Source organism: Actinomyces oris, from assembly GCF_001929375.1.
Taxonomy (GTDB): Bacteria; Actinomycetota; Actinomycetes; order Actinomycetales; family Actinomycetaceae; genus Actinomyces; species Actinomyces oris_B.
Genome location: NZ_MSGO01000006.1, coordinates 51,054 through 65,757 on the forward strand (window position 1 = coordinate 51,054; position 14,704 = coordinate 65,757).

8 protein-coding genes are annotated in these 14,704 nt (G+C 70.1%); 6 read left to right on the top strand and 2 right to left on the bottom strand.

Going from position 1 to position 14,704, the window contains the following annotated elements:
• The first annotated feature begins 162 nt into the window (after positions 1–162).
• The 6 genes from BKH32_RS01655 (at position 163) to ppdK (ending at position 10,531) form a co-directional block, all read left to right on the top strand.
• Positions 163–1,536 carry a hypothetical protein gene (locus BKH32_RS01655; protein WP_256690385.1) on the top strand — a complete coding sequence of 458 codons (1,374 nt, stop codon included), beginning with the start codon at positions 163–165 and terminating at the stop codon, positions 1,534–1,536.
• Positions 1,533–3,914 (top strand): GT4 family glycosyltransferase PelF, encoded by a 2,382-nt coding sequence (pelF, locus tag BKH32_RS01660; RefSeq protein WP_075248333.1) that lies wholly within the window; start codon positions 1,533–1,535, stop codon positions 3,912–3,914. Before BKH32_RS01655 ends, pelF begins: the two co-directional genes overlap by 4 nt.
• Positions 3,911–5,020 carry a putative glycoside hydrolase gene (locus tag BKH32_RS01665; RefSeq protein ID WP_075248334.1) on the top strand — a complete coding sequence of 370 codons (1,110 nt, stop codon included), beginning with the start codon at positions 3,911–3,913 and terminating at the stop codon, positions 5,018–5,020. The genes pelF and BKH32_RS01665 overlap by 4 nt, the downstream gene beginning before the upstream one ends.
• A gap of 202 nt (positions 5,021–5,222) precedes the next feature.
• Positions 5,223–6,635, top strand: a complete 1,413-nt coding sequence (locus BKH32_RS01675; protein ID WP_075248335.1) for an MFS transporter — start codon at positions 5,223–5,225, stop codon at positions 6,633–6,635.
• 28 nt (positions 6,636–6,663) lie between these two features.
• Positions 6,664–7,119 carry a universal stress protein gene (locus BKH32_RS01680; protein WP_034472004.1) on the top strand — a complete coding sequence of 152 codons (456 nt, stop codon included), beginning with the start codon at positions 6,664–6,666 and terminating at the stop codon, positions 7,117–7,119.
• Between the two features lie 706 nt (positions 7,120–7,825).
• A complete protein-coding gene (gene ppdK / locus BKH32_RS01685; RefSeq protein WP_075248336.1) occupies positions 7,826–10,531 on the top strand; it encodes a pyruvate, phosphate dikinase in 2,706 nt (901 codons plus the stop codon).
• Between the two features lie 66 nt (positions 10,532–10,597).
• On the opposite strand, the gene BKH32_RS01690 is transcribed toward ppdK, so the two are convergent.
• Both BKH32_RS01690 and BKH32_RS01695 read right to left on the bottom strand, forming a co-directional pair.
• Positions 10,598–12,070: an alpha/beta hydrolase gene (locus tag BKH32_RS01690; protein ID WP_075248337.1), complete on the bottom strand. Its 1,473-nt coding sequence runs from the start codon at positions 12,068–12,070 to the stop codon at positions 10,598–10,600.
• Entirely contained in the window at positions 12,063–14,573 is a 2,511-nt protein-coding gene (locus BKH32_RS01695) for a bifunctional lysylphosphatidylglycerol flippase/synthetase MprF (protein WP_075248338.1), read from the bottom strand. The genes BKH32_RS01690 and BKH32_RS01695 overlap by 8 nt, the downstream gene beginning before the upstream one ends.
• Positions 14,574–14,704: the final 131 nt, after the last annotated feature.

Below are 14,704 nucleotides of genomic sequence, written 5' to 3' on the forward strand. Positions count from 1 at the left end.
CTGCCGCGACGCTCCTCGATCGCGGCGCCGGAATGTCCGGCTCGGATCGCCCGTGCGTGCTCACGCATTCTTGGTGCCGCTACTCCCATGACCCAACTCAGATACGAACCGCGACATTTCCACCAGCATCGTTTTCCGCGCCTGCGGACCGCCAACGCTGCTGTGACCCTGGGCGTCCTCGGCGTGGTGGCGGCGGTGCTGCCCTGGATCGGCTGGCCGAAGCAGGTCACCGTCAGCGTTCTGGTCCTCACCGTCCTCATCGGCCTGGGGCTGATCACAGCGCCTCCCACCCGGGCGCTCAAGCGCGGCGGCATCGCCCCGGGCGCCCGCTGGCACTGGGGTGCGGCGATGCTCCTGGGAATGTCCCCGGCGATCCTTCTGGGCCTGAGCTTCCCCGTCGTCTCCCAGAAGATGGCCGCCAGCACGGTGAGCGGGACGGGACTGCCGGTCATCGTCCTGAGCGTGTCGGTGGCGGTGCCCTGGCTCAGCCAGATCATCGGCACCCCCGTCTACCGGCTCCTGGGCGACTCCATCGGCCGCGGTCCGCGGGCGGTCCTGGAGCGCTACTGCTCCATCTGGCCGGCACTGTTCGTGTGGGCGCTCCTGCCCACGGCGCTGGAGATCCTCGTCGTGGCCGCCGTGACCGGTTGGAACCCGCACGTCCTGGGCGTCCACACCGCCCTGCTCCTCCTGCACGTCGTCTTCGTGCAGTCGCTCATCGTCGCCGACGTCGCCGGGCGACGCCGCCTGTGGTCGGTGGGCTGGCTCTGCTACGCCGTCGCGCTCGTCGCCGAGCCCACCTGGTGGTACCTGCCCCCGCTGGTGGGAGCCCTCAGCCAGCTGCTGTCCATGGGACGCTGTCTGGGCAGGATCCTGCGGCCCCGCGGGGTCGCCACCGGCATCCTCGTGCAGGACATGCTCCGCGGCGCGATCCTGGGGGGAGTGCTGTGGTCGGACAAGTTCTTCCTCTTCCTGGGTGCCGGTCGCGACTTCGACGTGGCGCTGGTCTACCTGTGCCTCCAGCCCGCCGTCGTCGCCTACTGCTACTACTTCGCGGTCACCGCGCCGCGGGTCAACACCGAGATCGCCCTGTTCCAAACGGTTCTCAAGCGTGAGGGCATGACCAGCCTGCGCGAGCGCGGGCGCACCCTGCGCCGGCTGCTGGACGCCAGCCTCATCCGCGCCTGCATCGTGGGGGCCGCCGGCGTCATCGTCGTGGTGTGCTCCATGGCGCTCATGTCCGCCGAGCAGGTTCCGCTGGTCCTCGAGGTGTGCCTGTCCTCGACCCTGTTCACGGTGCTGACGCTCCTGAGCTACGAGATCGACCACATCGGAGACTCGACCACCGCCCTGCTCCTGTCCGGCATCCACGTGGCGATCGCCGCGGCCCTGCTGCTCAAGGTGGCCGACGCCGCCGCCTACCTGCCGCTGGCCGGCGTCGACCTGGTGCTGTGCACGCTGGGGCTGCTGCTCTACCGCAAGCGGTGGGCCGCACCCGAGTACTCCTTCTTCTGGGGAAAGGCCATGTCCTGGTGAGCTCGTCATCCTCCTTCCGCGCCCGCCTGGAGAGCCTCCCGCTGCGCTACTCGGCTCCTGCCGGCGGCTACGCCCCGATGCCCAGCCCCGACGACGCCCCCGGCATCGGCGACCGGGGCGAGGAGACTGGCCCCAGGATCAAGGTCGGCCCCGACGGCTACGGCGTCGTCGTCACCACCGGCGGGGCCGGCACCCCGAGCGGCCCCTCGGTCGCCGCCCCCTCCACCGGCTCGCCCACTACTGAACCGGCTGCGCAGCCGGCCGCGGCGTCGGCCTCCACTCCTGAGAACCCGGCCGCACCGATCTACGGTGTGGTCCAGGCCCCGGCGCCGGCCGGCTACGGCGTGGTCCAGCCGCGCCCCAAGAGCCCGGAGTCGGCCTCCCCGCAGAGCCCCGACGTCCTGGACTCCCCGATCTTCGGTGCCGTGAGCTCGGCGGCCTCGGGCGCCTCGGCGTCCTCGCCGGTGGAGCCGGCCGCTCCCCGCTCCGCCGCGTCACCGGCTCCCGATGACGTTGAAGCCCCTGACGCCACGGCAGCGTCGGCGCCCTCTGAGCCTTCTGAGCCTTCTGAGCCCCCGGCGCACGGCGAGTCCCAGGCCCCCACGGCCATCGTCTGGGAGTCCGTGGCCTCGGCCGCCTCCCACGCCTCCGCGATCCCCCTGTCCCAGCAGACCGCCCAGGAGGAGGCCGAGGACGAGGAGGCCCCCGCCGGCGCGGCCGAGCTGATCCGGCTCCCCGAGGAGCCGGAGCCCGAGGCCGACGACCAGGTGCTGCCCGACGGCGTCCCCGAGGACGGCGTGTACGCCGACGTCGACGTCGCCATCGTCATGGAGTCCACCTACCCCTATCTCAAGGGCGGGGTATCCGCGGTGGTCCACGACATCATCACCGGCAACCCGGACCTCACCTTCGGGATCATCCACATCACCTGGGACTCCCACTCCCCGCTCAAGGACCTCTACGGCATGCCGGACAACATCGCCTGGGTGAAGGTCCTCTACCTGTCCATGGAGGAGCACCAGGAGGACTTCCTGCGCGCCCGTCCGCGTGACCTGCGCATGAACCGCCGCCAGCGCCGCGAGCTGTCCCGGCGCATCCTGGGCGCCCTGCTCTCCCTGGCCCAGGACGGTCAGACCGAGCCGCTGTGGGACATCATCAGCGAGGGCCTGAGCGCCTCGCGCCGCTACCCGGTCTGGGCGATCCTGGGCACGCGCGAGTTCATGGAGGCCTATCACGACATGATGCCGGACCTGGGGATGTCGATGACCGACATCTTCTGGTGCCTGCGCGACTTCTTCTCCCTGGCCTACGCGGTCCTGGCCGAGCCGGTCCCGCGCGCCCAGGTCTACCACGCCCACACCACCGGCTACGCCATGCTGCTGGGCGTCAACGCCGCCCGCGAGCACGGCACCAAGGTGCTGCTGACCGAGCACAACCTCTACGTGCGCGACACCGTCAACACCCTCCTGGAACGCAGGCTGGACCTCAACGTCAGGCTCACCGACTACCGCACCTTCGACGTCACCGGCCGCGAGCGCATGTGGATGGCCTGGTGGCTGGAGATGGGGCGCCTGTGCTACCCCTACGCCTACGCCTCCACCTACCTCTATCCTCGGGCCATCACCGAGGCCAATGAGCTCGGCGGTGACTCGGGGCGAGCCATCGTCATCCCCAACGGCATCGTCACCAAGGAGTTCGACGCCTCCTACGCCGCCCGCCTGGCCGCCATCGAGGAGATCAAGAAGGAGGGGGCGGACAAGCACCTGTGGAAGCTGGTGTACATCGCCCGCGTCGTACCCATCAAGGGGCTGCTGGACATGATCGACTCGGTGCGCCTCATGGTGGACCGGGGCCTGAACATCCACCTGGACGTGTGTGGGCCCACCGAGCACATGCCCTCCTACTTCGAGCAGTGCCTGACCCGCATCGTCGAGCAGGGCCTGGAGAGCGTCATCACCATCCGCGGGACCGTCAAGGTCCGTGAGCTCCTGCCTGAGTTCGACCTGTTCGTCCTGCCCAGCTACAACGAGGGCCTGCCGGTCGTCTCCCTGGAGACCATGGGGGCCGGCATCCCCACGGTGAGCACCGACGTGGGCGCCGTGCGCTCCGTCGTGGAGGACTTGATCGTCACCGACGAGGGGGAGACCTGGGACCCCTGCGGCATCATCATCGAGCCCGGTGACCCCGCCGTCATGGCGGACAAGGTCCAGGAGGTCATCAGCGACGTCGATCTCTACGAGCGCCTGAGCCTCAACGCCCGCGGCCGCGTGGAGGCGGCCTACGACCTGGTCAAGGTCAACGCCTCCTACAACAAGATCTACCGTCAGGGCGGTGCCGGCGAGCAGACCGGTACCCGCGCCGACCGAGGAGGAGCATGAGGAGCAGCACCGGCGGCGTCGGCGCCTGGATCCGTTACGGAAACCCGCTCGAGCCCGGGGAGCTGGACTTCGCGATCGCCCACTACCGGGCGGCGATCCTCCAGCCCTGGGAGACCGAGGCAGCAGCCCGCCTCAAGGAGGCGCGACCGGACATGACGGTCCTGGCCTACCGGTGCCTGTCCTCCACGCGAGACTTCGAGCCGGACTCCATGCGCGCCTCGGGACTGTCCTACCGCGAGGCCCTCCGCCGCGGTTGGCTCGCCAGGCGTGACAACGGCGACCTGGTCGAGTGGAACACCTACCCCGGCCACTTCCAGGCCCGTGTGTGGGACCCCGACTACCGCGCCCGCTGGGTGGAGGAGGTCTGCCAGGCCACCGCTGAGACCGCCTTCGACGGCGTCATGGCGGACAACGACGTCTTCGACGACTACTACGGCCTGGACCTCCCCCTGGACGGAATCGCCGACACCGCCGCCCTGCGCGCTGAGCTGAACATCTTCGTGGACCAGGCCGGTGCCGGCCTCAACGGCGTCGGCAAGATCCTCATCCCGAACGTGGCCGAGGCCCGCCGGGAACCCGGCCGCTGGGAGCGCCACTCGGCCTGGGGTGGTGGCTTCGACGAGTGCTGGCTGGGCTGGGGGGACCATCACCTCTTCGATGAGGCCACGGCCCTGGCCCAGATTCACGAGCTGCGAGGGCCGGGCCTGTCCATCGTGCGCACGCCCGACGGCGGGGACGGCGGCTCCATGTCCGGTGCCCGCACGTCCCCCGGCCTCTACGGGCTGGCGGCCTTCTGGGTCTTCGGGGGAGGGGAGGGCGCCTACACGGCCACCGGTCACGACGACTACTCGCGCACTCCCTGGTTCCCCGCCCTCGACGCCGACCTGGGGCGCCCGCTGGGACGGCCCCGGAGGACCTCGGGCGCCTGGGTGCGCGAGTTCGAGGGCGGAGTGGCCGCCGTCGCGCTCGGCGAGGAGGGAGGCGGCACCGTGCGTCTCCCGGCGGGCCTCAGGTCACCGGGGCCCACCGGGGACCCGGACGGTGAGGCGCTGGCTCTGGAGGTGCGCCTCAGCGCGCATCGTGGGATGATCGCTCTGCGTGCCTGAGTCATGACCCGGTCCGGCTTGTGCGAGATCCGATAATGCGACTAAAGACCTGTTAAACGTTAGTCATGTTGGGTGGATCATTGACCTGCTTGACTTCCTGAGATCCCCGCCGTCCCGTACAGCGTTCTCTCGGGCAGGAAGCGCGGCGTCCGTCTCGGGCGGCGTCGACAGAGTTCCACAGGGCCCAGGACAAGGATGACCTATGGCACAGACTTCCCAGAATAGCGCGGCGGACATCGCGCACAAGCCCATGATGAGCACTGCTCAGATCCTGCTGATGAACGTCGGATTCTTCGGCATCCAGTACTCCTTCGGCATGCAGCAGAACGCCATGTCGCCCATCTACCAGTTCCTCGGGGCTTCCGCTGACGAGATCCCCATCCTCAATCTGGCCGGACCCGTCACCGGCCTGCTCATCCAACCGCTCATCGGGGCGCTCTCGGACCGGACCTGGAGCGAGAAGTGGGGACGCCGTAAGCCCTTCTTCCTGATCGGGGCCGTCGGCTGCTCCGTGTTCCTGTTCCTCATGCCCTTCGTCACCGCCGTGTGGATGGCGGTGCTGTGCCTGTGGCTGCTGGACGCCTCGAACAACACGGCCATGGAGCCCTACCGGGCCTTCATCGGCGACCGCCTGCCCTCCAAGCAGCTCGCCAAGGGCTTCCTCGCCCAGTCCCTGTTCATCGGCGCCGGCTCGGCCCTGGCCGCCGGGACCCTCGTCGTTCTGGAGAAGACCCTGGCGGGCGCCACCGCCGCCGGCATCCCCTACTGGGTCTTCGGCGCCTTCATGGTGGGGTCGGTGTGCTCCATCGGCTCGGTGCTCATCTCGGTGCTCTCCACCAAGGAGCTGCCGCCCACGCCGGAGGGCTTGGTCGAGCTCGAGCGCAAGAAGCGGGAGGAGGGCCCCTTCGGCTTCGTCAAGGACATCGGCGTCGCCATCGTCGAGATGCCCCGCGGCCTGAAGAAGATGGCCCTGGTCTACCTCTTCCAGTGGTACGCCATGAACGTCTTCTGGCAGTACCTGGGCCTCATGTGCGCCGTCACCTACTTCGGCGTGAACCTGTCCGACCCGGGGTACGCCAAGACCAAGGCCTTCAACGACGCCTCCGGCTTCGCCACCGGGCTCATGGTCGCCTACTACGTCTCCTGCACGGTCGTCGCCCTCTTCCTGGCGCGACTGTCCAACCGCATTGGCCCCAAGCACGTCCACACCGCGGCGCTGTGCCTCGCCGCCGTCTGCCTGGTCCTGCTCACCCGCATCGGCAGCCCCGGCCACACCGCGGTCCTCTACCTGCCCATGATCGGCATTGGTGTGGCCTGGGCTTCTATTACGGGCGTACCCTACATCATGGCCATTGAGATGATCCGCAAGGAGCGCCGAGGCGTCTACATGGGCGTTATCAATATGATGATCGTCATCCCCCAGTTCATCCAGACCCTCACCTTCGGTCCCATTTACAAGCACCTGCTCGGCGATCACCCGGTCAACGCCATGCTCTTCGTCGCAGTCTTCCTCGTCATCGCCGGTCTGCTCATCGAGTGGATCGACACCGTCAAGGACGCGGACCCGCGGGTGCGCGCCGCCGCCGTGTCCGCCACTGAGACTGCCGTGGCCTGACCGGGTGCCCCACGAAAGGATGTCATCCGTGACCTATACCACCATTGTCGCCGGAGTCGGCGATGTCGAGGCGAACACCCACGTCATCGATCGCGCCTGCGAGATGGCTCGCCTGTGCGACGCCGCTCTTCTCCTCGTCGCCGGCTTCGACCCCGTCTCGGCGCGGGACAAGGCTCGCATCAACGAGTTCGCCCCCGTCGCCGATGTGCGGGTCGTCGAGGCTCGGCTCACCGAGGACCAGGCCTACGCCGTCGTCGAGAAGGCGCGTGATACCGCCGTTGAGCGCGGCGTCGCCCTCGCCCAGGGCGTCGTCGTCGAGGGCACGGCGGTCGATGCCGTCACCCTCGTCACCTTGGAGACCGAGGCGGACCTCGTCATCGTCGGATCCAAAGGCGTCGATTCGCTGTTCGGCCGCATCTTCGGAGCCGTCTCCGTCCAGGTGCTCCGCAAGTCGAAGTGCGACGTCCTCGTCGTCGTTCCCTAGTCGCCGGATAGACGTCGGACGCACGCGTCGGATCCTGCGCGATCGGACCGGCGGCGGATGCCCGCCACGCGGAAGTGTGGCGGGCATCCGCCGCTATGTTTTGAGGTTCTTCGTGTGTGAGGGCGTGGTCGGGGTGAGCGGGTGCCGGTGGTTCGGCGTCTCGGGGTCCTGCGCGGTCGTACTCGGCGTCGCGCGGTCGTACCTTAGAGGGGCTCTAAGGTACGACCGCGCGGTTTTACGTACGACCGCGTGCGCTGGGGGTACGACCACGCGGTTTTACGTACGACCGGGTGGGATCGCGTACGACCACGTACCCCGAGACCCCGACGAGGAAAGCCCCGCACAACCCCATCCCCACGACACGAAGAACCCGTTTTGAGCAGTTGTCGTAACTCCTGTGATACGTGGGGCCGGGCTGGGCGCATGGTGGCGCTGCGTCTGCCCGGGTGGCCCCGCGCCCCGACCCGCTCCGGGACGCGGCGCTCGGCGTTCCCTGAATCTCCTCCCCTCGACGTCGGCCGCCCATGCCGCCGAGCCCCGCGGCGTCGGCGGGCGCGCCGGGAGGAGGCGCGCTGGAGTCGGCGTGTTTGGTCTAGGACTGAAGTCACACTAGAGTCATATCGTGAACGACGCGTCGCCGCGTCACGCCTGCATCAGGACGATCTGAGGCAGACCCGAGAACGACCCGAATCAGAAAGGGGCATCGATGCCCAGGTACGTGTACCGCTTCAGCGAGGGTGACAAGGACCAGAAGGAGCTCCTGGGAGGCAAGGGAGCGAACCTGGCGGAGATGACCCGCCTGGGTCTCCCCGTTCCCCCCGGCTTCACCATCACCACCGACGCCTGCCGCGCCTACCTGGCCAGCGGCGAGGTCCCCGAGGAGCTCTCGGTCCAGGTCACCACGGCCCTGCGCGGCGTGGAGGAGGAGCTGGGGCGCGAGCTCGGCGCCGCCGAGGACCCCCTGCTCGTCTCGGTGCGAAGCGGCGCCAAGTTCTCCATGCCCGGCATGATGGAGACCGTCCTCAACATCGGTCTCAACGACGTCTCCGTCAAGGGCCTGGCCGCCGCCAGCTCCGATGAGCGCTTCGCCTGGGACTCCTACCGTCGCCTCATCCAGATGTTCGGCAAGACCGTCCTGGACATCGACGGCGACCACTTCTCCGACGCCCTGGACGCCAAGAAGGCCGCGCGGGGCGTGTCCATGGACTACGAGATCCCCGTCGACGCCCTCCAGGAGCTGGTCGAGGAGTACAAGGCCATCGTCAAGGACCACGCGGGCATCGACTTCCCGCAGGACCCCCGATCCCAGCTGGACATGGCCACCGAGGCCGTCTTCCGCTCCTGGAACACCGAGCGCGCCCACATCTACCGCCGCCGCGAGAAGATCCCCCACGACCTGGGCACCGCGGTCAACGTGTGCACCATGGTGTTCGGCAACATGGGGGAGACCTCCGGCACCGGCGTGTGCTTCACCCGCGACCCCTCCACCGGGCGCACCGGCGTCTACGGCGACTACCTGGTCAACGCCCAGGGCGAGGACGTCGTCGCCGGCATCCGCAACACCCTGTCCCTGGCGGACCTCGAGCGCCTGGACAAGGCCTCCTACGACGAGCTGCGCTCCATCATGCACCGCCTGGAGACCCACTACCGCGACCTGTGCGACATCGAGTTCACCATCGAGCGCGGCAAGCTGTGGATGCTCCAGACCCGCGTGGGCAAGCGCACCGCCGCGGCCGCCTTCCGGGTGGCCACCCAGCTCGTCGACGAGAAGCTCATCACCATGGACGAGGCCCTCACGCGCGTCTCCGGTGAGCAGCTCACCCAGCTGATGTTCCCCCAGTTCGACGACGACTCCAGCCGCGACCTGCTCACCCGTGCCATGCCCGCCTCCCCGGGTGCCGCCGTGGGCCACATCGCCTTCGACAACGACGAGGCGGTCTCGCGCGCCGAGAAGGGCGACTCCGTCATCCTCGTGCGCCGTGAGACCAACCCCGACGACCTGCCCGGCATGGTCGCGGCCGCCGGCGTGCTCACGGCCCGCGGCGGCAAGACTAGCCACGCCGCCGTCGTCGCCCGCGGCATGGGCAAGACCTGCGTGTGCGGCGCCGAGGCCCTCGAGGTCGACGCCGCCGCCAAGACCCTGCGCATCGCGGGGCGCGAGGAGATCCTCACCAGTGAGGACATCATCGCCATCGACGGTACCACCGGCGAGGTCTTCCTCGGCGAGGTCGGCGTCGTCGACTCCCCGGTCATGACCTACCTGCGCCGCGGCCTGAGCGATGCGCTCGAGGCGGCCGGCGACGACGACACCCGCGAGCTCGTCACCGCCGTGGACCGCCTCATGGGCCACGCCGATGAGGTCCGCCGCCTCCAGGTGCGCGCCAACGCCGACACCCCCGACGACGCCCGCCACGCCATCCACCGCGGCGCCCAGGGCGTGGGCCTGTGCCGCACCGAGCACATGTTCCTGGGCGAGCGCAAGCAGCTCGTCCAGAACCTCATCCTGGCCTCCTCCGACGCCGAGCGCGAGGCCGCCCTGGCCGCCCTCCTGCCGCTGCAGAAGGGCGACTTCATCCAGATGTTCGAGACGATGAACGGCAAGCCCATGACGGTGCGCCTCATCGACCCGCCCCTGCACGAGTTCCTGCCGGACCTGACCGAGCTGAGCATCAAGGTGGCCGTCGACCGCGAGCGCGGCGAGCTGGACCCGGCCGACGAGGAGCTCCTGGCCGTGGTGCGCAAGAACCACGAGGCCAACCCGATGCTCGGCCTGCGCGGGGTCCGCCTGCTGCTGACCATGCCGGGCCTCATCGAGCTCCAGGTGCGCGCCATCGCCGAGGCCGCCGTCGAGCGCCTCAAGGCCGGCGGCGACCCGCACCCCGAGATCATGATCCCGCTCATCGGATCGGTGCGTGAGCTCCAGCTGGCGCGCGAGCGCGTGGAGCACGTGCTGCAGGAGGTCTCCCAGGCCTCCGGCTACGCGCTCGACTTCCCGGTGGGCTGCATGATCGAGCTGCCGCGCGCGGCCGTCACCGCCGCCCACATCGCCGAGGAGGCCGACTTCTTCTCCTTCGGCACCAACGACCTGACCCAGACCACGTGGGGCTTCTCGCGTGACGACGTCGAGGGCTCCTTCGTGGGCCGCTACATCGACGACGGCATCTTCGGGGTCTCCCCCTTCGAGACCATCGACGCCGACGGCGTGGGCGGCACGGTGCGCCTGGGCGTCGAGGGCGGTCGCTCCACCAAGCCGACGATGAAGATGGGCGTGTGCGGCGAGCACGGCGGGGATCCCGAGTCCATCGGCTTCTTCCACCGGGTGGGCCTGAACTACGTCTCCTGCTCGCCCTTCCGGGTGCCGGTGGCCCGCCTGGAGGCCGGGCGCGCGGCCGTCGAGGACAAGGCCGAGTAACCGAGTAACCGGGTAACCGAATAGCGAGGTCCGCGGACCAACGGCGTCGTGGGGGCCGGGCTGGGATCAGGAGACCGGCGACGGCGAGGCGATACCCAGGCGCCCGCCCAGCCAGTCGAGCTGGTCGGCCAGCGCCGGCCCCCACACGGCCCAGGTGTGGGCGCCGTCGTACTGGCGGGTGCTCACCGTCATGCCGGACTTCGTGGCGGCCTCGGCCAGGACGGGCACGGCCCCGCGGTAGCCCTTGTCCTGGCGGCCCACCGACAAGATGCCGGCGATGCCGTCGTAGCGGCCGGGTGGGGCGGTGGACATCAGGGAGATCGGGTCGTTGGCCTCGTAGGCGGCACGGTCCCCGCCGAAGCCCTCGGAGATGGTGCGTTCCACGCCGCCCAGCGTGGGGTGCTCCTCGGCACTGATAGCCAGGAAGGTGCGGTAGACGCCCGGTGAGCGGGTGACGACCTGCATCGCGCAGGTGCCCCCGTTGGACAGGCCGGCCACCGCCCAGTGGGTGGGGTCGTCGTCGACCTGCAGGTTCGCCCTGATCCAGGCCGGGACGTCCTTCTCCAGGTAGGTGGCCGCCTTGCCGCCCGCCTCGGTGTCGGAGCACAGGGGATTGACGTACGGGCTGCCCAGGAGGTCGGCGACGACGACCACCGGGGCCAGGCCGTGGTGGTCGGCCGCGTAGGCGTCCATCGTGTCCTTCAGGTTCCCCAGCTCGAACCAGTCCGACGGGCTTCCCGGCTGCCCGGTGAGCAGGACGAGGACCGGAAGGGCCGGGCGCTGTGAGCCCAGGTAGGCCGGCGGCAGGTAGATGAAGGCCCCTCGCGGTGCGAAGCCCTTCGTCCCGGACTGGTCACCGGCCGGGATGTCGGCGGTGACCGCCTCACCGCGCACGGGCATGTCCGACGGCGGCCTCCAGGTCTCCTCCAGCGTCCCGCGTCCGCGTCCGCGTACGGGTGCCGGTGACCGGGCCGCGGCGCCCTGCAGGCGGTTGAGCGGCGTGGTCGCCACCCCGCAGCCCAGGACCGATGCCAGGGTGGGGTAGGAGGCGAAGAAGGTGTTGATCGCCAGCAGGCAGGAGGCCACCACGGCTACGAGGCTGGAGGCGGACTCAGTGGCGCGCACCAGGCGGCGGTTGCGTGAACGCACCGCCTGGTGACGCCCCTCGGTGCGGTTGCCGGTGACCAGCTGGGCGATGACGAGGCCGATGACTCCCACCCAGGTCCACACGAACCAGCCGACGCCGTCGGCGATGGGATGCCAGATGACGTCCACGGCCAGCCAGAAGGTCACCGCGCTCACTGCTGCGGCAGCGGGTACGACGAGCTGCCGAGGCCAGGGCAGGTGGCGGGTGCGCCGCCACCACAGCCAGGCGATGACCACCACGGCGACGACCGCGCAGGCCGTCCCCAACCAGGGCTGGAGGATGTGGACGGCCTTGAGAGCGCCCACGACGCCGCCCGAGGCCTGCACGTCGGCGGTGCTGCCGGCAGTGACGGCGTCGGCGGTGGGCGCGCCAGCACCGCTGATCTCAGTCACGGCTCATCAGCACTTGGGCGAAGCGCGCCGTCTGGGAGGGCTTCAGACCGGGCAGGTAGGCCCGGGCGATGGCGATCCCCACCGTGGGCAGGTCCACCAGGTCGGGAACGGCCAGGTACATGGGCACCGCCCGCGGCTTGAACTTGCGCTTGTAGGCGTGCAGGGAGCTGAATCCGTAGGCCGGCTCCAGCACGGAGGCCAGCAGGTTCAGGAGGCGGTCGAAGGGGGAGGAGGCGCCGCCGTCGGCCGGTGCGGAGCGGGTCAGCGGCGCCCCGGACAGGGAGAGGATCTCCAGGCCCTCGGCCTGGGCGTCCTGGGCGGCGCGCCCGATGAGGTACTCCATGACGGGGCGGAAACCGCCCTCGCGGCGTCGCATGAAGTCCAGGGTCAGGCCGATGATGCGCCCGTCGCGGTAGACCGGCAGCCAGGAGGTGACGCCCTGGACGGTGCCGTCGGCGTCGATGGCCAGCAGCAGGCGCGTCTCGGCGTCGTCGAGCTCGGCCAGGCCACCCAGGGTGAAGCCCATCTCCGGCAGCGGCTTGTCACTGGCCCAGGCCTGGGAGATGGCCCGGATCTGGTCGCGCCGACCGGCCGGGCAGTCGCGGAAGGTGGTCCACACCGCCTCAACGCCCTCCTTGTTGGCGTGGTTGAGGGCGGTGCGCACGTCCTGGTAGGCCTTGCCGCGGAAGGCCAGGTCCGGCAGGTCCAGGACGGCCTCCTCGGCCACCTGCAGGATCGTCCAGCCCATGGCACGGGCTGCCTCCATCGCCGGGGTGTGCACCGAGTACAGGGCCGGGATGAGTCCGGCGTCGGTGGCGAAGTCGGCGAAGTCGCGCACCGCCTGGGCCACGTCGGCGTCGTCGGCGGCGGGGTCCCCGACCGTCAGGGCGACGTCGCGGCTGGGCCGGTAGGAGAAGCCGGCCGTGCCCGCCTCGTTGACCCAGGCCTCGTTGCCCTGCCAGGTGAGCATCCACCCCAGGGTCCCGGCGCCGCGGCTGCGCACCAGGTCGACGAGCTCCTCGCGGTCGGAGACCCGGGTGCGGGCGGGAGCGGACTGCGCCAGCCACACCCACAGGATCGTCAGGAGCCACACCAGGACCGGCACCCACGCGGTGAGCAGGTAGGACAGGGGGGTCAGGGGCTCGACGATCAGGCTCATGATGCCGCCGGTGCTGATGGGCAGCAGGTAGGACACGTAGGTCTCCAGCAGGGCGGGCCAGGTCGCGTAGGGGGAGAAGTCATGAGACATGAGCAGGCCCCCGGCGACGGTCAGGACCGCCCCACCCAGGAGGGTCAGGATCCAGGCGACGACGGCGCGGCGAATGACGCCGGGGCGCGACCCCAGGGTGAAGCGCCTCCTGGTCCACACCACGAGGCTGATGACCACGATGTTGAGCAGCAGCGGCACCAGCAGGTGCCCCGAGCGCAGCCAGCTGTGCAGGAGCCGGGCCGTGGTGGGACCGGACTCGGGCAGCTGCTCGCCGATCTTCTCCACCAGGGCGAACAGGGCCGCGCACACCCCCAGGAACACCTGCAGGGCGATGGTGCCCTGGACCGCCGAGCGGCGCCCCCGGCGCAGACCATCGGCCAGGACCAGCTGCAGGAGCGCAGGCATACACATCAGGAGCTGCTCGACGGGGTAGATGACGGCGTCCTTGGGCAGGATGGCGGGGGTCAGCCCGTAGCGGGCGTCGGCCAGGGGGCCGGCGGCGTTACTCACCACCGCCAGGGCGCAGCTCACGGCCCAGCAGGCCACCAGGAAGGCCACGAGCTCGCGCTCCACGCGCCGGGGCAGCTCCTGGGAGGGGGCCGTCTGCTGCCCGCGCTCCAGGACGATGCCCATGATGAGGCCGATGAAGCCGGCTCCCAGGCGGGCCAGGGCACCCACGGTTCCGGTCACGGCGGCCGAGACGATGAGGACGGCGAACACCACCAGGCGCGTGCGTCGCCGCCAGGACGGGCGCATGACGCTGGTGGAGGCCGCCACCAGGCCGGCAGTGGGCAGGCTGATGCCCTGGATCGGGGCGTGGATGAGGTAGGGGGACCAGGCTTCCCACACGCGGCCGATGAGGGGGTAGAGCGCCTGGGCCAGGACGATGCCCCCGGCGGAGGAGACGGCGGCGGTGGCCAGCCACCGTCGTGTGCCCAGGAGCCGCTCCAGCAGCACGCCGACGGACAGCAGCATGAGGCTTCCGGTCACCGGCAGCAGGTGGCCGGGGACCGCCCAGGCGGTCATCAGGGTCCACACCCGCTGGGGCTGGTGGATGTAGGCGGACAGGACGATCTGCCCCTGGGGCCCCCAGGGCAGCAGGGCGATGCTGATGGCGAGGGTCAGTACGGCACAGGTGGTCGCGGCCGGCGCCGAGGCCAGCCAGGTGCGCGTGGCCCGCCAGGCCCGGCGCCCGTAAGCGCTCAGATGCGAGGGCCGCGATGCGGGGGCCGCAGGCGAGGGCGCGAGCTCGGGTGCGTCCGGGGGAGTCGTGGTGGACGAGTCCGACGGCATGAACGCTCCTCAGACGGTAGGTGATGGGAAGGCTGGTGATGCGAAGGGGGTGGAAGGGCTCCCCGTCGGGAGCCGACCAGCCGACATTCTTATCCACTTCCCAGCCATCCTCATCCACCTCGAGGCGGATG